The following is a 19357-nucleotide window of genomic DNA, read 5'->3' on the forward strand; positions in this document are numbered from 1 at the left end:
CTTAATTATATTATAATAGAAAATTATGCAATAAATCAATAATATTAACGATAAAATATGTAATATTACAAAGAAATTAGAATATTACAATTATTATCAAGATAAAAGCAAAGTTCCTGCGAATGAGTAAGATACACTGTTTCGGACGATATTTATAAAAAATTATAAATCCGTATTGACAGATTATTGATACATATCATATAATAAAACTGTACTTAATTGGTCTTTATATTATAAATTATATACATAAATTTTGTAATATTCTAGTAGATTTTGTAATGTGTAAACAAAAGGAATAAATCATTCCTCTGTCTGAAATACTGATCGGTTAAACAAAACAGGTTTCTGAAACATTTAATAATAAAAATATTACATTATTATAAACTGGGGATGAGACAAAATGACCGCTAAAAAATCACTCAGGTTTCCTATCAGGCTGTTGGCAAGTTTTGTTGTTTTCGTGTTATGTATACCACTTCTTGCAGGATTGACAAACGCTGCTGAGCTTGATTCAATACGATCTGAGATACCTGATCTTGAAAAACTCTATCTTTCTTTACCAGGCATCCCGGAGAATGACTACTATATTTATAAAAGAAAATATGAAGACAAAAAGTACAAAGGTGAGGTTATTACATATCCCATAGAAAAACTGGTGAGTGGACGCCAACTGGAAAACGGCGGCATACTCATCCCTTATAATGAGACGGTGGAGCTGAAGCTGGATGTCTCGCAAGAGGGTACTTATTTGATCGGTTTTTACTATTGTACCGCGGACGATAATATTCTGCCCTCCGGCATTTCCATGAAAGTCAATGGGGAGTATCCCTTCCCGGAGATGCAGAGGCTGTCGGTCAGCGATACCTGGGTTGTGGAAAGAGAAGGATTCCAGCTTGACCGCTATGGCAATGAAGTGGTACCTATGCCGGTGAAAAGGCACGAATGGAAGCACACCTACTTATATGGGGAAGACCGTCTTTACAGCACACCAATGAGCGTTTATCTGCAAGAAGGTACAAATACCCTCACCATAACATGCACGGAAGGCGATCTGATCATAGGGGATATCACCCTTTCGCCCGAAAAGCAGCTTGATGGCTATACGGCAGCCGGCAAGCCGGACGGGGATAACATAATCGTGATTGAAGCCGAGCATATGGACAGAAGAAACAGTCCCAATATTCGTCCGGACAGCATATTTGACACGAATCTGACGCCCTACAGCTCTACCAAAAAAATATTGAACACCGTGGCCGACTACTCCTTCAAAGCCGGTGGCAACAGGATAGAGTATGATTTTGAGATTGAAGAAGAGGGTTATTATTATATAGGTTTTAATTACCGTCAGAGCACGAAGGCCAACTTTCCGGTATTCAGAAATATCTATATAGATGGAGAAATTCCGTATAAAGAGTTCCAAAGTATGGCGTTCCCGTATTCCACGAAATACACCCGCCTTGTGGCAGCTACGGAGGAAGGCGAAAAGATGGCGGTTTACCTGGACAAAGGCAAGCATACCATCGCTATTGAGGTGTCCTTGGATAATGTCCGGGATGCCATAAAGATACTTACCCGGGTCGTGAATGAAATGAATGACATGGCTCTGGATATCGGAAAAATCACAGGCGGAAATACGGAAAAATTCAGGGATTTCGTATTGGAAGATTTCGATTTTGATATAGAAAGCAAGCTTAACCAATGGACGGAAATAATTCTGGATGTATATGACGCACTGGCTGTTTACAATCCCGGAGTAAAAAACATCGGTGAGTTATCTTCATTGAAAGTTGCCGCCAGAACCTTGCAGCAGCTGGCTAAAGAGCCCAATGACCTGCCCAAGAAGCTGGATGCCTTTTCTCAGGGCCCCAGTTCTGCAAGACAAAGCCTTACGACTATGATTGAGCTGCTTAACCAGAGTCCTTTGGGTTTAGATAAGATATTCATTTTCCAGGATGAACATCAGCTTCCAAAGCCTATAGGCTTTTTTGAGAAGATAGTGGAAAATGTAAAACGCTTTTTCTATTCCTTCAAACAGCAGGAATATGCTCCTACATATGACGCAAACTCAGAAAACCTGCAGGTATGGGTGAGCAGGCCAAGACAGTATCTTGAGATAATCCAGAGGATGGCCGACACCGATTTCAAGGAGAAGTACGGCATAAATGTGGATCTTTCCATAATGCCGGATCAAAACAAACTGATCCTTTCCAACGCCTCGGGAAAATCTCCGGATATAGCCATGTCAATAGCATCAGGAATAACTTATGATCTGGCAGTCCGCGGCGTATTGGCTGATATGAGGCAGTTTGACAATTTTAAGGAAGTAGCCAGAAGGTTTGCTCCGGGCATGCTGATTCCCGGCGTTTCTGAAAATGGGCTGTATGCTATTCCTGAAACCTTCAACTTCTGGGTGCTTTATTACAGGAAGGATATACTGGATTCCATGGGTCTTGAAGTGCCCGATACCATGGAAGAAGTCCGCCAGATGCTGCCTCAGCTGCAGCGAAGAGGGCTGAACTTTAACAGTCATGTCTCCAATTTTATCGGTTCAAAGCCTTTTGCGGCTACAATACCTTTTATATATCAAAATGGAGGCCGGCTATTTGATGAAGATACGATGAAAAGCAGCTTGGATTCCAAAGAGGTTCTCAACGGAATGACAATGCTTACGGAAAATTACACCATATATAATATGCCCTATGAAGTGCAGAGCTTTTATCAAAGCTTCAGGGATGGAAGGATTCCGATTGGTATTTCCGATTATGGCATGTTCAATCTGCTGACCAATGCTGCTCCGGAAATTAAAGGGCTATGGGATGTAGCACCCTACCCGGGTGTGAAGGATGAGAACGGAGAAGTGCAGCGCTGGACTTTGGGGTCGGCGGAGAGCTGCGTGATATTTGAAAGCAGTGACAAAAAGGAAGAAGCATGGAAATTCCTCGACTGGTGGACATCTACCGAAGTTCAGACTGAATTTGCGTATACGCTCCAGTCCACCCTGGGAAATGAGTACTTGTGGAATTCCTCTAATCTGGAAGCGATGAAAAATACACCTTGGATTCGCAAACATGAGGCAATCCTCGAACAGGTTCAATGGACCCGGGAGCCTCCAAGAATCCTGGGGGGATACATGATAGAAAGAGAGCTTAGCAATGTCATCACCTCAGTGGTGATGGAAGGAGAAAATGTCCGTTCGGCTATGGATGAGGCAATAAAACGGATAAACCGGGAGATCAACAGGAAGCTGGAGGAGTTTGGATATATAGTCAACGGTGAAGTTGTAAAACCGTTTGTCGTACCGGATATAGATACTGTAAGGGAGTGGGTGGAGTAAATTGAAAAGCGATTTGACGATTTCTACCAGAAAAGCCGAAAAACCAAATACAGCCCTGCGGAAGCCAGGGTTCCGTATAAATCCGGCGTTAGTGTTTTTACTGCCTTACGGAGTGCTTTTTACGGTGTTTATAGTTATACCAGTCACACTGGCAATGGCTTTGTCCTTTACCAATTTCAATGCCGTGCAGTTTCCCCGGCTGACTTACTTTCTGAATTATATCAACCTGCTTACGCAGGATGCCATTTTTATGCAATACGTGCTTCCCAATACCTTGATATTTGCCTTGGTTGTCGGACCATGCGGATACATACTCTCATTTTTCCTGGCCTGGTCGCTGAGTCAGATAAGCAAGGTACCAAGGACAATACTGGCTCTTATCATCTACTCTCCGTCCATGACATCCGGCGTTACCATGGCGGTTATCTGGAGAATAATTTTCAGCGGCGACAGGATGGGTTACTTGAATAATCTTTTGCTGAGCCTGGGATGGATATCGGAGCCTATACAATTCTTACAGTCTCCTGACTTTCTCATGCCGATTATGATAATCGTCGCGCTATGGGGAAGCATGGGTGTCGGATTCCTGGCAATGCTGGCAGGAGTGCTGAACTATGATGTCAGTATTTATGAAGCAGCCAGTATAGACGGCATACGCAACCGGTTCCAGGAGGTATTCTACATTACCATTCCGATGATGAAGCCCCAGATGCTGTTTGGTGCGGTGATGTCGGTGGTGAATACCTTTCAGGTCGGCAGCATCGGTGTGGCTTTGAGCGGTACCAATCCCACCCCCCAATATGCAGGACAGCTTATAGTCAATCATATTGAGGATTATGGTTTTATCAGGTATGAGATGGGATATGCTTCCGCTGTTTCGGTGGTGCTGCTGTGTATTATCTACGGAACATCCAGGTTTGCGAGAAGACTATTTCGGGAGGGTTAATTCCCATGAATAAAATTAGGGCTAAATCCAGATTTATAACTGCATTGCTCGCCTTTGGAATAGTGTTGTCATGCATCGGTATGGCTGCTCATGCTGCCAGTGCTCCTTATACCACATTGACGGAGGACTACAGAGGGAGGCTCGTAAGCAGCCAGGATGGCTACCTGCCGTTGAATACCATTACAAAGGTCGGAGATTATGAATTCAACAAGGCATTGGATATTTTCATTGATGATGATGACATCCTGTATATCGCTGACACCGGCAACGGGAGGATTATTGTCAGCACTCTGGAAGGGGAATTGATTTCCGTAATCGGTGAAGGCATCCTGACTGCCCCCAGCGGAATTTTTGTGGATCGTGAAGGAAACATTTATGCGGCTGATCCCAGAAAGGAAAAGGTCTTCGTTTTCTCCCCCGATGGAGAATTAATACGCGAATATACAAAACCTGAAGGCTCTCTTTATGGCAAAAACAATCGTTTCGTACCTCAGAAGCTGGTGGTTGATGCTGCGGGAAGCTTATATGTCATATCCGAGGGAAATACAAACGGTATCGCCCAGTTGAGCAAGCAGGGAGAGTTTCTTGGATATTTCGGAGCCAATTATACTCCGCTTTTTATCCATGAAATAATCAGAAGGCTTACCTTTACAAAAGAGCAGAGGGAACAGCTTAAGCTAAATGTGCCTCCGTCCCCTAAAAACCTTACCATAGATGATAGGGGACTGGTGTATACCGTCACCCAGGGAGCTGGCACAAAAGGGTTGAAAAAGTTCAACATGGCCGGCATAAACATGCTGGACGATACCCTGCCGGACGAAAATATTACCGATGTGGCCATAGGGCAGATTGAGAACATTTTTGTAGTTTCCACCGAGGGATATATTTACGAGTACTCCAGGGAGGGAGACCTGTTGTTCCTGTTCGGTGGCAGGGATGACGGTAAAAACCGCAGCGGTTTGTTCGTATCGGCTGCCGCTATTGATGTGGACAAATCCGGACATTTGTATGTACTGGACACGGAAAGCAACAAGATTCAGATATTTGAAAAAACCGAGTATGCCAGCATAGTACATGAAGCTCTGAACCTCTATCAAGAAGGATATTATATTGAAAGCAAGGACCCCTGGGAGGAAGTGCTCCGTCAAAACAGCCTTTTTGACTATGCTTACAGGGGAATAGGGCAGGCTCATTACAAGCTGGAAAATTATGAACAGTCCCTTGCCGCTTTCAGGCTGGGAGGAGATAAGGCAGGATATTCCTCCTCCTTCTGGGAGGTAAGAAACATATTCCTGAAGAATAACATGCTGAAAATTTTCCTTTTCCTGGTGCTGATATGGCTTGTTGTCAAGACTGTCAGGTTGCTTAACAGCATGTTTGGTTTGCTGGTACCGGTACAAAAGGCAATAGCCTCCTTCAGGGAAGTGTCGGTAGTACGTGAGCTGAGGTTTGTGTACTACGTGCCCAAAAACCCGGCAGACGCCTATTACGGTATAAAAAGGGAAGGCAAGGTCTCAATATTGTCGTCCACCATATTGTATATCATCTTCTTTGTCATATACCTTGCTGATAAGTATTTTTCGGGATTCCTTTTCAAAAAGGTGGCGGAAGGGCATTATGAACTGGCGACGGATATAGCCTCCGTATTTGGAGTTATTGGACTTTTTATCATCTGCAACAACCTCATATCCTCCATCAGGGATGGTGAGGGGAAGCTTCGTGATATATACTGCTCCCTGGCTTATTCCATAATGCCGTATATATTTCTGAAGCCTGTGGCGATTGTATTGAGCCATGTGCTGACTTACAACGAAGCCTTTATCATAAATTTGATTAATATTGTGATCTATGCTTCCATAGCTGTACTGATTATTGTGATGATCAAGGAGATCCAAAATTATTCCCTCCGGGAGACTTTCAAGAATATCGCATTAACGTTGTTCACCATGTTGATTTTCGTCATCAGTGCAGTAGTTATTGTGGCTTTGGTCAATCAGGTAGTTGATTTTATTCTGTCCATCGCAAAAGAGGTGAATTATCGTGTCTCGTAAAAGGATAGGGGTTCGTGCAATGAGTATCGTGGTATCTGCAGTTGTTATAGCTCTGGTTGCCGTTTTGGCTGTTTTGGTTTATGTGACCACCAGAAATGCAGTTACCACCGGAAAGAGCGTGTCCGCCAAGGATTTTTCCCTTTTGGATACCAGCCTTCTTTCCCGCAATATTTCGGATAAACCTTACATAGCAGCTGAAAATGACAGGCTGCAGATGATATTGGATCCTGTTTCCCTGGGAATAACCCTCGTGGATAAGGCTTCCGGGGAAAGGCTGGAATCCGTACATGGCACCGAGGAGGATAAGTTGAATGCATCCTGGAAAGGGTTTCTCGGTTCCGGTGTATCGATAGAATTTTTCAATGGGGATTCACCTTCTTTGGAGCGGGCTGATATGTTCAACCACAAGCCTGAGGTTTATATAGAAAACAGGGATGATGGTTTCAAAGCCACTATTGTGTATGAAAAACTCAAGATTGCACTGGACGTCATTGCAGAGCTTACGGAAGACGGGATGAAAGTTACCGTTCCGGCTGACAGCATTTATGAGGGAGAGCAGTACCGGCTTGCCTCCGTGTATTTGTATCCTTTCATGGGAGCAACCCGATTGGGGGAAGAAAAAGGCTATATGCTGCTGCCGGAGGGATCAGGAGCCCTTATCGACCTGGAGGATAATAAAGGACGGTTCCGTGCGCCGTATTCCAAGAAAGTGTACGGGGACAATATAGCTGTCGATCGGGAGATATCGCAGCAGTACAACCGTCCGAACGTCAAAGCGCCGGAGCAGATCATCATGCCGATTTTTGGAATGGCGCATACCGACAGGAAGATCGCTTTGCTGGGTATCGCAGAAGAAGGGAAATATAACTGCCAGTTACTGGCATATCCCAACGGTGTCTCAACAAATTATAACTGGATTACAATTAAATATTTGTACCGTGAGGACTACATTACACAGGTTTCCAGAAGCAGCGGCATACGTGCGGCGCCAAAAGAAGGAGACTTCCGCGATGTAGGGGTAAAATTTACGGTGCTCACAGGTGAAAAAGCAAATTACTCCGGAATGGCTGAAGCATACCGGAATTATCTGGTGGATAACGGGATAATTGAAAAAAAGAATACTGATTACAATATAAGGCTGGACTTTTTAGGGGCTGAGAGCAAAGAGTGGATTGTGATGAAAACCATAGTGCCCATGACTACCATTTCACAGATGGAGACAATGCTAAAAGAGCTCATGGAGTACGGTGTAAAGGATATTTTGCCCACCTACATGGGATGGCAGAAAGGAGGCCTTTCTCTCAGCTATGGTGACAACGGATATAAGGTGGAAGAAAAGCTTGGCAGCTTGAGGCAACTGGACACCCTGGCCAAAGAGCTTAAGGATCAGGGTATAAATTTAATGCTGTACCAGGATTTTCTCCTGGCCAATACTTCCCGGAATTATGACACCCAGTCGGACATTGTAAAGAATTTGAGCAAAAATCTGGCCAAGAAGCTGACCAATAAGCGTTTATACCCTTACTACTATTATCTGACACCTAAACGCTCCCTGTCCGATGCCCGGAAATATATTGAAAAGTTTGAGGGTACGGATTTGAAGGGCATCACTTTTGGGTCTGTCGCCAACACATTGTTTTCATACTTTTCCGGCGGAAACATATACAGCCGTCAGGAAACTAAAAAAGCGGCGGACACCATGATGGAGGGCTTCGGAGAGTTTAGCAAGGCCATGATCCAACCCTTTGACTACATGTGGAAATATGCGGATTACTACTTTGATATACCGCTTTATGCGTCCAACTACAATTATGTGAGCAGAGAAATACCGTTTTTGCCCATGGTACTCAAAGGATATATGCCCTACTATGCCGATTATGCCAACTTTGAACCCAATAAAAACAGCTTCCTGCTGAAAATGGTGGAGTATGGAGCATATCCCTCCTTCATTCTGACATGGGAAGAGTCGTCGGAATTGAAGGATACCAATTCATCGGACATATTTACGTCAAATTATGATGACTTTAAGTCCATGGTGGTGGAGTATTACAACCTGCTTAAGGAGATAAGCGATAAAACCGACGGAACTGCAATAACAAGGCATGATATAATTGCGGACGACGTCGTAAAGGTTCAGTATGAGAACGGAGTGGAGATTTTAATAAATTATTCCAACCGGGAATTTGAATACAAACAAGATATGATTGCTCCGCAGTCATATAAGGTATATGAGGTGAATTAGGATGGGCAAAAAAAGAAGGCTTCGCCTGGGTGTGACAACCCGACGGGAAATGAAAGGATATCTGTTTATTCTGCCATGGTTGGTGGGCTTTGGAATATTCTTTGCATATCCCATGTTTCAGTCGTTTATCTACAGCATCAGCAGCGTGAGGATAACCGCCAAGGCCAGGATAGTGAAACCTGTGGGTTTTGACAACTATGTGTATATATTCACAAAAGATATATATTTTGCAGAACGGTTGAGAGCATTTTTCCTCAATACGATTTTCAGCTTGCCGGTCATCCTTGTTTTTTCACTGATGATTGCCATGCTGATAAACCAGAAGATAAAATTCAAGGGGTTTTTCAGAACATTGTTCTTCTTACCCATAATAGTTGTCAGCGGGCCGGTGCTTGAAAGGCTGATCTCCGATGGAGCGACCACAATACCGATGATAGAGCAGTATGGAGTATATGACATCATAAATGAAGTGGTGCCATATATGCTTGTGGAGCCGATAAGCTACCTCTTCAGCCAGCTGATACTAATCCTCTGGTATTCCGGCATACCTATACTTATATACCTTGCAGGATTGCAAAAGATAGACATTAACCTTTATGAAGCCGCTTTGATCGATGGTGCATCCTCCTGGGTGGTGTTTTGGAAAATAACTTTGCCTTCATTAAAAGGGATAATATTGATCAACGCCATATACACTCTGGTTTTTTTGGGAACATCGGAGATTAATGAGGTGATAATCCTGATCAAAAATAACATGCTGAATCCCAACACCGGCTTCGGCATAGCTTCGGCAATGGCATGGACCTTCACCGTCGGTCTTGGTCTCATAATGGTAATTATATATTTCATAGGCGGCAGGGAAAAACCTGCTGTCGTGCAGAAAAAGCTTCCGGCCAAAAAGCCGGAGAAAAAAGCAAAAAAAATACTGCCAGTCAGGGGGTGATGAGGTTGAATATTTCTGCTCTTATAGATAGGCACAGGATGGATAGGTATATAAATAAAGCCAAGAAGGCGTTGCTCGGTTCCAGAGAAAAAACCGGAATCCTGTTCACAATCTTTGTTTATACCATGCTGATATCCCTGGGGTTTATTTATCTCTATCCCATGCTTCATATGTTTGTTACCAGCTTTATGTCCCTGGATGATCTGCTGGATGAGTCGGTGCGATGGATTCCGACCCATATTTCACTGGAAAACTATATTGAAGCCTTCCGGGTTATGAAGTTCAAAACAACTATAGGTCCGACCATCCTGCTGACGGTCATACCTTCCCTCTGCCAGACTGTGGTGTGCGCAGTGACAGGATACGGGTTTGCCAGATATCGCTTCAAAGGGAAGTCCATCATTCTCGTGCTTGTGCTTTTGACCTTTGTCATACCTCCTCATGTTATGATGGTACCCAGATATCTGATGTATACGGACTACAAGATGATAGGCAGCATAGGTGTCCTGCTTTATCCGGCTATATTGGGCCAGGGATTGAACAGCGCCATATTCATTCTGATATTTACACAATTTTTCAGACAGACACCGGTTTCGCTGGATGAGGCTGCAAGGGTGGATGGCGCCGGTGAGCTGAGAATTTTTCTGACAATTGCCGTACCTCTGGCAGTGCCGGCGTTTATAGTATCCATTCTGTTTTCTTCTGTGTGGTATTGGAATGAGACCTATTTCAGCTCTCTCTACTTAGGCAGCTCCAACATAGGAAACCAGAATACTGTTACTACAATTCTCATGGAGCTGAGCAGGTTTGAGGACAGCTACAAAAAATATGTACAGCAGGTTGCAGGGTACTGGGGAGCAGGCGGGTCTGTAGAATCCATCGCCAATGAGGCTATTCGCATGGCAGGTACCATGATCAGCATACTGCCTCTCCTGATTGTTTACTTCCTGCTGCAGAAGCATTTTGTAGAGAGCATAGAACGTACAGGCATAACGGGAGAATAACCATTTTACTGCTTATGATGGCTTTTAAGCCAATATGATATAACCCGGAAATATCCGGCCATTATTAAAAAAAAGACCAGCTAATTAAAGTCAAGAGCTTTTTTTGAAAAATAAAAGAATTTTTCAAAAAACACATGAGCTAAAAAAGGCATGACAACAAGACCACCCAGGTGAAGTAGACATAAAATAGCTGGTCCAAAATAGTAAGTTGCTCTTTGAAAACTAAACATCAAGTAACAGTACTATTAAGCTGCTGTATGCTTTGCTGCAAGATTCTTCGCATGTTCCTGAGGGCTACGTAGCTGATAAGGCTTTCTATCCCTAAGAACAGCAAAAATATAATTAACAAGCTTACGCATAACAGCTCCTAAGGCCACTTTTTTAGGCTTGTTCTGGCATTTGTTTTTGTAATATTCCATCAGTACAGGGTTGCAAGCTGTTTTGTCACGCTTAGTGCGGATATTAGCAAGAGCAATTGTGAAAAGTACCCTGCGAAGCAGCCTTGACCCCCTTTTTGACATCTTGTTTTGTGTGCCGGTAAACTCTCCGGACTGCATTACAGAGGGGTCAATGCCGAAATAAGCAACTAGCTTGCCTGGCTTTGAAAAAGCTGAAAAGTCGCCAATTTCAGCCAGAATGGTAACAGCAGAGATAAGTCCTATACCTGGAATGCTTTGTAGAAGCTCGAGAGTCAGTGCCAGCATGGGTATGTCCTTTGCCATATCTTCAGCAATCAATGAACGAATGGCTTTGAGGACTTTCTCAAGGTTTTCCTCCAAGGTTTTAATCATAGAGATATACACCCCAAGCATGGCAATATTTGAAGAGTTATTAATGCTCAAAGGTGCAAATTCTCTGGCCTTGGAGACCAAAAGCTCATACTTTGCAGTTGACCACTTAAGGCTTCTGCGGGAATTCTTTTGTATCAGTGCAATCAACTTGTTTCTGTTGGCTTTAAGAATATGCACAGGCGTAGGATATTTTTCTAATACTGCGAGAGCAGCCTTTGAAAAGATGTTAGGGAATACATCCTTGAAGTTTAGCATGAGTTGGTCAACAATACCTGTAAGCCTGTTTTTGTAGGCAGTAAGTTCGTCAGAGAGCTTGTAGTACTGTCGGCAAAGGCTTCGCAGACATTCAATATCTTCATCTGGGATATTAGTAGTTTTAAGCTCCTGAAATCTGTATAGCAGGGCAATTTTCCGGGCATCAACTTTATCATTTTTCACTTTCCTGATTCCAATATTTTTGATAGAATCAGTTTGGATGGGGTTTATGATGGAAACCTCAAATCCAGCTTTACAAAGTGAATGGAAAAGGATTTTGTGATAGTGCCCGGTGGATTCCATGACGACGAAAGGCCTAGAATCAAAGTCCTTTTCCGTTTTTTTCAGTAATTTAACGGCTCTTTCAACGTCAGAACTGGAATCATGGCGGATCTTCATGCGGGCAATTACTTCATTGGATGGAGAAAGAATTGCCATCTCACTAAAGAATTTACCTACATCGATTCCTGCCATAGGTCTGAAATTCATAAAAAATGCCTCCTTTACAAGATGAATGGACTTAAAAGTCTCCATTCCTTCCCATGTAAGCAAACAACCTTGCATGTGACACGAGGAACCAGCTTTAAGCTGGCCTCAACCAGCCAAATCATGTAGACTTACCGGAATGGATAAATACTCTTTTTTACGGGTAATCGGCCCGCTAAGGTCCGTCCCAGGAGGTGAAACACACACCTTCCAAGTCCGGAAAATATTATACATGATTGTCAAAGTTCAGGCCAACAGATGCTGGCATAATGGCTAAGATGTGAAGCCGGATGATGTGCTTGATGTTTGGAAAAGTATGAAGCTTAAAATGTTATGTTAACTATAAAAATTGATGGGTCAAACAGTGGCTTTGGTCACTGATTTAATACAATATTAATTGTACAAGGAGGAGTAAAATTATGACTAAAAAGTTAATTGCGCTACTGCTGGTATTGGTCATGACACTTTCAGTGATGACGGCCTGCAGCAAGGGGGATGATGGTAAATCTTCAACTACACCCTCATCTACTCCTGCAGCTGATGCACCAGCTACATCCGGTGACGAATCTTCAGGGGATGCTGGAGATGCTGGAAAGGATGCCGGAGGATTGCCGCCCATGACTACCGACAACATCACCTTGACTTATGCTTGCTGGGGATTAGCGGAAAAAGGTGAAATCGAGGTAAGGGATAAGCAGTTGGCGGCTTTTATGGAAGCTTACCCGAACATCAAAGTGGAATTCGTTGAAATTGAACAGGGCTCCTGGGACGAGGCTCTGTATAACAGAGCGGCAGCAGGTACTTTGCCCGATGTATTCTGGGTGTTCTCGGTTACCAACGCCGTAAAAAACCAGTGGGCACTGGATGTAACCGATATGTTTGATGCCGACCCGGATACTCAGGAAATATATCCCGGTATCAGGGAGATTTCCAAGATCAATGGCAGAAGATACCATGTTCCTGGCATCATGTTCCCCCATATGATATTCCTGAACAAAACCTTATTTGACAAGTATAATGTGCCGCTTCCAAGTTACGACTGGACTTTCGAGGATTTCAAAAAGATAGCTGAGGAGATCACCCATCCTGAAGAGTATTATTTTGGAACTTCCAACCCAATATATTACGATCTGATGGATGCATGGTACAATGGCACTACCCGTTATGGATGGGACGGACAAAACTACAACCTTGGTCAGACTTGGGTTGATGCCTGGAATTTAAGACTTGACTGGATTGACCGAAAAGTAGTGGAATGGATGAGTGCAGAGGAAAAAGAGCAGGTATTGGGAGATCCTTCTGCATGGCCTCCAGGAAAAGGGCGTGTTGCTATGCATATAGACTGGCCCTGGACTATAGCTCACTTTGAAGATGTCGTATCTCCTGAAACAGGATGTGAGTTCCTCTACTATCCGCTGCCGCAAGGACCTACAGGACGTCAGATGGCTATAGTTGATAACAGCGTTATCTCTGCGACCACCCAGCATCCAAGAGAGGCATGGGAACTGCAGAAATGGACTACATGGGGAGTGGAGGCTTGCAAAAACCGTTTCGAAGGATATAAAGAGGCTGGAGCACCCCTGTCCCGTATGCCTGTAATAACCAACAAGGAAGTTTGGCAGCAGATCATTGATGCCGCTCCTAATGAAGCCCTGAAAGCATTCTATGAGCATTTGACCGATATCGTACCTTCTCCGTGGCCTATTGCTCCGGGTTGGGGCGAATTTGAAGCGTGGATGGCTGAACAGGATATGTGGGGTAAGCTGGAGAGACGTGAAGTGCGTCCTGAAGATGTTGTGAAAGAGCTGAATGACAAACTGAACGAGTTCAAGCAGCAGTATATCGTTTCCATTGATTATTAATTATAATCAGTCATACGGGGATTCTTCCCTGTATGACTGCATCTTGTTATTTTTATCAGGTTTGGGGGTCGCAGTATGAGCGTAAGACAAATAACCAGAATAAATCCGAAGGGGTTTCACAGAAGCCAGTTAAAAATTTATGCCTATTTATTGCCCTTGGCAATATTTATGCTGTTGCCTATTTTATATATATTGAACCACGCTTTTAAGCCAGTTAATGAGTTGTTTGCCTTTCCGCCCAGGTTTTTTGTAGAGCACCCTACGCTGGAAAACTTCAGGAAGCTGTTTCAGGCGACGCAGCAGTCAGGCATCCCCATCGGACGGTATGTTTTCAACAGCATCGTGGTGACGGTTTTGGTGGTGTTTCTCACCGTGCTGATAAGCACCATGGCGGGTTTTGCCCTTTCAAAGCTGAAATTCAAGGGAAAAAACGTCTTGTTTGAAATCAATACCCTGGCTTTGATGTTCGTACCTGTGGCAGTCATGATCCCGAGGTATTTGACCATTGACAAGCTTCATATCATGGATACTTATCTGGCTCACATACTTCCGTTGTTATCCATGCCGGTAGGACTTTTCCTCATAAAACAGTTTATTGACCAGGTTCCGGATGAACTGATAGAAGCAGCGGTGGTGGACGGTGCTTCAATTTATAAAATATATTATAAAATCATCATACCGATGATCCGGCCGGCAATAGCTACAGTGGCTATATTGTCCTTTCAGTCGGTATGGAACAACACTGAAACCTCCACTTTGTTTGTAACTCAGGAGAGCATGAGAACTTTAGCTTTCTTTATGAACTCCCTGTCTTCCAACACAAATGTTGTGGCAGGACAGGGTATTGCGGCAGCTGCGGGCCTTATCATGTTCATACCCAATATTGTCCTCTTCATAATACTTCAGAGCAATGTGATGAACACTATGGCATACTCCGGCATGAAATAATCTGTTGTTTCGGCTGGAATCCGCCGATGGTGCCGTGATGGAAAGTGCTTACATGCCTTATAGGGAAAGGAGATACCCTTCCTTTTCCAATAGAGGCGATATTATAAAAGGATGAGGAGTGGATAGTTTTTGAAATTTATAAGGTGCCTTAGAGCAATAGCTGTAGTGTTATCTATCCAGATGCTGCTTGCCTCCCTCATCGGCTGTGACAGTGGACAATCTGATAACAGAGAGGTTGATGAAAGAATGGCGGAAAAAATACCTTACGAATTCAAGGTTGCCGAAACGTATAAAAACCCAATGGAGATTGCCGGACAGCACGGGGTTTGCCAATATACTGCAGGAAAGGAATACGGCATCGGCGATCCCTTCGTCATGCGCTATAATGGAAAATACTACCTGTATCCTTCCTCCTGCGAGAACAAGGTAAAGGTTTTTGAATCTACCGATCTGGTGAACTGGGAATATAAGGGCTATGTCACCGAAGGCTCGGATGTATATTTTGCTTATGCTCCTGAAGTGGTTTATTATGACGGCATGTTCTATATGACCACATCTCCGGAAGGAAAAGGGCATTACATTTTGAAGAGTGAGAGTCCTCTGGGGCCATTTAAGCGTATCACAGATAATTTCGGGCATGTGATTGACGGGTCTTTTTGGATTGATGATGATGACAGGTTGCTTTTTATCTTTCCCGAGGCATCCATTATAAAGGCTGCGGAAATAGATACAAAAACCATGCTCCCGGTTGCCAAAAGGACCCATTTCAATGCTACACTTAAGGGATGGACCGAAGGACCCGGCATTTTCAGAAGAGGAGAATATCATTATCTGACTTACACCGGCAACCATGTGCTTAGCAGGGGATACAGGGTGGCCTATTCCTATACCAAAGGGAACAATCCCTTAGGACAGTATATAATGCCCGAGGATAATATCCTGTATATACGCTCAGAGCATGACGACGAATATACGGGTCTTGGGCACAGCTCAAATGTCATAGGCCCGGATCTGGACAGCATTTATGCTCCCTATCACAATCTGGTAGGCCTGGCCGGTCCCCAGAGAAGATACTGCCTGGACCGGTTGCTGACCAATGGCAGCGTTGTTTACAGTACGGGACCAACCAGCTTTGATGTTCCTATTCCTGCCATGCCGGAGATATACGGATGGCTGGACGATCCGAAAGATACTGCTGCAGAGAAGCACTTCGTGATAAACGATGATGGTGTCACAAGCAAAAATGAGGTGCAGGATGTATTTACTGCGGAATATAACTTCAGGCTGGATGGATCGGAGAAAAGCCCGGTGGATCTCAAGTTTGGAATAAAAGGTGCATCCTGGTGGGCAGTCAGGGTAGATACCGAAAAAAATACTCTCAGCCTGTTGTCTGTTGAAGATGGGAATGAGAAGACCATAGCCTCCGAAAAGATACACGTGTCCCATGGATATACCAGATTGTGCACGGTTCGAGTGGAGAATACTGCCGCCGTAAGCTATATATATTTCAATTCAGCGCGCAAGCTGACCGTGAAAAATGCAGGTATCACCGGGGGCAAGATAGGTGCTTCCGGCAAGGGCGTCACATTTGGATATATCGGTGCCAACAGCGACGCTTTGGGATCGGGGGATTACGATGCTGTCAAGAACATACCGGGCAAGTTTGCAGCAATGCATTATATAAAAGGAGAAAACAGGGGCTTTAATATATCCAAAGCCGCTTTAAAGCCTGAAGGGATACGATATGGAGAAAAGGAAAACAGCATATTGAACAAGGACGGCTCTTATTCTTTAGTTCTTGACACACCCGGAGATTATGTAGTATACCCGGTAAATGTAAGCAACGACGGCATGTACAGCGTAGGTGCAAAGCTTGCTCCGGAAAGCAGTGGCGCGGTATATGAGTTGATTATGGATGGGGACACGGAACAGACATATCGTTTTACCGTACCGGAAACGGAAGGTGTAAAAACCGACAATGTCAGCGTAAATTTGGGAACACTGCCGCTTAAGGCAGGATTTCATACCATGACTTTGCGGCTTTTAAAAGGTGAAATGAAGATCAATATGTTTGAGTTCTACTCATCCGCGAAAGAGCCATGGGCTTACAAGAGCGTTTTTAAGATCAATGAAGACAGAAAAGACTGGATATTTTACGGACCATGGAGAATGAGCAGCGGAAAACTGACCATAGGAGAAGGAAATAGCGGTTTTGCCTTAATCGGCGAAACAGGCATGAATGATTATGTTATTGAGGCTGATGTGGACATACCGCGAAAAGGAGCAGGGGATTCCGGTCTGATGTTCAGGGTGACCAATCCTTCCATTATGGAACACCAGGTACGGGAATCTTTTATAGGGTATGGCATCAGCATTGGAGATGGCAGCATTACCCTCAGCAAATATAATTACGGGAAGATCGGCAACAGCCAAATCGTAAGCATCAAAGAGATAAAAGGCTCAGATAAGGTTAAACTGAAGGTGGTTGTCAGCAACAACATCTTCCGGATATATATAAATGACCAGGAAAAACCGGTTCTTGAATACATGGATGCACAAGCCTGGCTTCATGGAAAAGTGGGCTTCTATAGCTTTGGAAAGGAACTGACGGTCAACAACCTGTCTGTAGTTTCTATAGATAATGAAAAATAAGGAATAGATAAACGAAAAACTAACACGGGATTTATACGAAAGAACATTTATACGAAAAGGAGAGACAAAGATGCAGGTAAATAATACGGCAATACCTAGGCCAGAACATCCCAGGCCGGATTTTGAGAGGAAACACTGGATGAACCTTAACGGAACATGGAGATTTGATTTTGATGATACCGACAGGGGTGAGAAGGAAAAGTGGCATTTAGATCACGATTTTGAAAGGGAGATAACTGTTCCTTTTTGCTATCAAAGCAAGTTGAGCGGTATAGGCGACGAATCCCATCATGAGGTGCTGTGGTACCAGCGGGAATTCACAGTACCGTCGGATTTTGACGGCAAGCGGATTTTTCTGCACTTTGGAGCGGTGGATTATTTTGCAAAGGTCTGGGTGGATGGTGTTTATCTGGGCAGCCATACAGGCGGATATTTACCCTTCAAATTTGATATAACCGATTATGTAAAGACAGATGCGACAACAACCCATAAGGTCACGGTACGGGTGGAGGACAGCAGATCCTGTATACAACCTAGAGGCAAGCAGAACTGGAAGGATGAGCCTTTCGGCTGCTGGTACACGCCTGTAAGCGGAATATGGCAGACAGTCTGGCTGGAAGCAGCAGGCATGGTTTATGCCGAAAGGGTAAGAATTACCCCGAATGTGGATGAGAGGAGCGTCTTTTTTGAAACTTACTTAAATTCTGTACCTGAAGAGGCTAAATTGCAGATAACCATCAGCTATCAAGGGGAAAAGGTCAATCAAATACTTACCGATGTAAAAGAACGCTGCATCAGGACTACCATAAACCTGCTGGAAACCGACAAGGTGGATGCAATTCATTACTGGTGGCCTTCCAATCCCTGCCTCTATGATGTGGACATTACCGTGTATTCCGGAGAAGCGGCCATAGATCAAGTATCGACTTACTTTGGGATGAGAAAGGTACACTGTGATAATGGCTGGGTATACATCAACAATATACCCTTCTATCAAAAGCTTATACTTGATCAAGGCTATTGGCCCGACAGCCTGCTGACACCTCCCAGCGACGAGGCCATCATCCTTGACATAGAAATGACCAAAAAGTTTGGATATAACGGAGCGCGAAAGCATCAGAAAATAGAAGATCCGCGATATTATTACTGGGCGGATAAAATGGGGCTGCTGGTGTGGGGTGAGTTGCCCAGTTCCTATGACTTTTGCACTGAAGAGATGGAAAACATCTTTGATACCATGAAAGGCTTCATAGACCGGGATTATAACCATCCGTGCATCATTACCTGGGTGCCCCTGAACGAATCCTGGGGTGTTCGCAATATATATGCCGATAAAAAGCAGCAGAAATTTGCCCGAGGCCTTTACCATTTGATCAAGGCTCTGGACGACAGCCGCCTGGTGAGCACCAATGACGGTTGGGAACATGTGGATACGGATATTGTTTCCATACACGATTACACCGCCTGGGGGCATGAGCTGTCTCCGGAATACAGCGATATAGACCAGGCAGTGAAAGGTGCGCCCAACAAATACCGCAACACTTTCGCCAAAGGCTTTAATTATACCGGCCAGCCTGTCCTGTGCACGGAGTATGGTGGAATAGCCTTTGAAAAGGACAGTGGAAACGGTAATTGGGGTTATAACGGTGCGGTAAAGGATGAGGAGGAATTCCTGAAACGCTTTGGAGACATAACCCGGGCTTTCAAAGCCATGCCGTACATGAGAGGCTACTGCTACACCCAGCTTACCGATGTGTTTCATGAGGTAAACGGGTTGATGGATATGAACAGAAAACCAAAGGTAGATCCCGGCAGGGTGGCTGAAATTAACAAGTAGATCAGC

At 44.2% G+C, this 19357-nt stretch carries 12 protein-coding genes; 10 read left to right on the forward strand and 2 right to left on the reverse strand.

All coding sequences use genetic code 11. The features are described 5' to 3' along the window. Window positions 1-400 precede the first annotated feature (400 nt). From CDO33_RS02400 to CDO33_RS02425, 6 genes are read left to right on the forward strand one after another with little or no spacing between them, the layout of a single operon-like run. On the forward strand, window positions 401-3334 hold the full coding sequence (locus CDO33_RS02400; protein WP_103082572.1) for an extracellular solute-binding protein: 2934 nt from the start codon (window positions 401-403) through the stop codon (window positions 3332-3334). 1 nt (window position 3335) lies between these two features. Continuing rightward, window positions 3336-4280 carry a carbohydrate ABC transporter permease gene (locus CDO33_RS02405; protein ID WP_242973506.1) on the forward strand — a complete coding sequence of 315 codons (945 nt, stop codon included), beginning with the start codon at window positions 3336-3338 and terminating at the stop codon, window positions 4278-4280. Between the two features lie 5 nt (window positions 4281-4285). After that, window positions 4286-6331 carry a YIP1 family protein gene (locus CDO33_RS02410; RefSeq protein WP_103082571.1) on the forward strand — a complete coding sequence of 682 codons (2046 nt, stop codon included), beginning with the start codon at window positions 4286-4288 and terminating at the stop codon, window positions 6329-6331. 19 nt (window positions 6332-6350) lie between these two features. Further along, window positions 6351-8573 (forward strand): DUF5696 domain-containing protein, encoded by a 2223-nt coding sequence (locus CDO33_RS02415; RefSeq protein WP_103082570.1) that lies wholly within the window; start codon window positions 6351-6353, stop codon window positions 8571-8573. A 1-nt stretch (window position 8574) separates the two neighbouring features. Beyond that, the gene (locus CDO33_RS02420; protein ID WP_103082569.1) at window positions 8575-9516 is read left to right on the forward strand and encodes a carbohydrate ABC transporter permease; all 942 of its coding nucleotides are present in this window, start codon (window positions 8575-8577) and stop codon (window positions 9514-9516) included. Continuing rightward, window positions 9516-10520 carry a carbohydrate ABC transporter permease gene (locus CDO33_RS02425; protein ID WP_103091222.1) on the forward strand — a complete coding sequence of 335 codons (1005 nt, stop codon included), beginning with the start codon at window positions 9516-9518 and terminating at the stop codon, window positions 10518-10520. Before CDO33_RS02420 ends, CDO33_RS02425 begins: the two co-directional genes overlap by 1 nt. Window positions 10521-10600: 80 nt before the next feature. Here CDO33_RS02425 and CDO33_RS20695 read toward each other — a convergent pair whose 3' ends face one another. Both CDO33_RS20695 and CDO33_RS02430 read right to left on the reverse strand, forming a co-directional pair. Further along, complete coding sequence (locus CDO33_RS20695; protein WP_161496677.1) at window positions 10601-10750, reverse strand: hypothetical protein; 150 nt, start codon at window positions 10748-10750, stop codon at window positions 10601-10603. 15 nt (window positions 10751-10765) lie between these two features. Next, complete coding sequence (locus tag CDO33_RS02430) at window positions 10766-12055, reverse strand: IS110 family RNA-guided transposase (RefSeq protein WP_027621409.1); 1290 nt, start codon at window positions 12053-12055, stop codon at window positions 10766-10768. Between the two features lie 416 nt (window positions 12056-12471). On the opposite strand from CDO33_RS02430, the gene CDO33_RS02435 reads away from it, so the two are divergent. The 4 genes from CDO33_RS02435 to CDO33_RS02450 all read left to right on the forward strand — a co-directional run bounded on the left by CDO33_RS02435 (window position 12472) and on the right by CDO33_RS02450 (window position 19351). Then, a complete protein-coding gene (locus CDO33_RS02435) occupies window positions 12472-13914 on the forward strand; it encodes an extracellular solute-binding protein (protein ID WP_103083030.1) in 1443 nt (480 codons plus the stop codon). A 75-nt stretch (window positions 13915-13989) separates the two neighbouring features. Then, the gene (locus tag CDO33_RS02440) at window positions 13990-14862 is read left to right on the forward strand and encodes a carbohydrate ABC transporter permease (RefSeq protein ID WP_103083031.1); all 873 of its coding nucleotides are present in this window, start codon (window positions 13990-13992) and stop codon (window positions 14860-14862) included. Between the two features lie 129 nt (window positions 14863-14991). Beyond that, a complete protein-coding gene (locus tag CDO33_RS02445; protein WP_103083032.1) occupies window positions 14992-17514 on the forward strand; it encodes a family 43 glycosylhydrolase in 2523 nt (840 codons plus the stop codon). 70 nt (window positions 17515-17584) lie between these two features. Beyond that, window positions 17585-19351, forward strand: coding sequence for a glycoside hydrolase family 2 protein (locus CDO33_RS02450; protein ID WP_103083033.1), 1767 nt, complete (start codon window positions 17585-17587; stop codon window positions 19349-19351). Window positions 19352-19357: the final 6 nt, after the last annotated feature.

The sequence above is a fragment of the Clostridium thermosuccinogenes genome (assembly GCF_002896855.1).
Taxonomy (GTDB): Bacteria; Bacillota; Clostridia; order Acetivibrionales; family DSM-5807; genus Pseudoclostridium; species Pseudoclostridium thermosuccinogenes.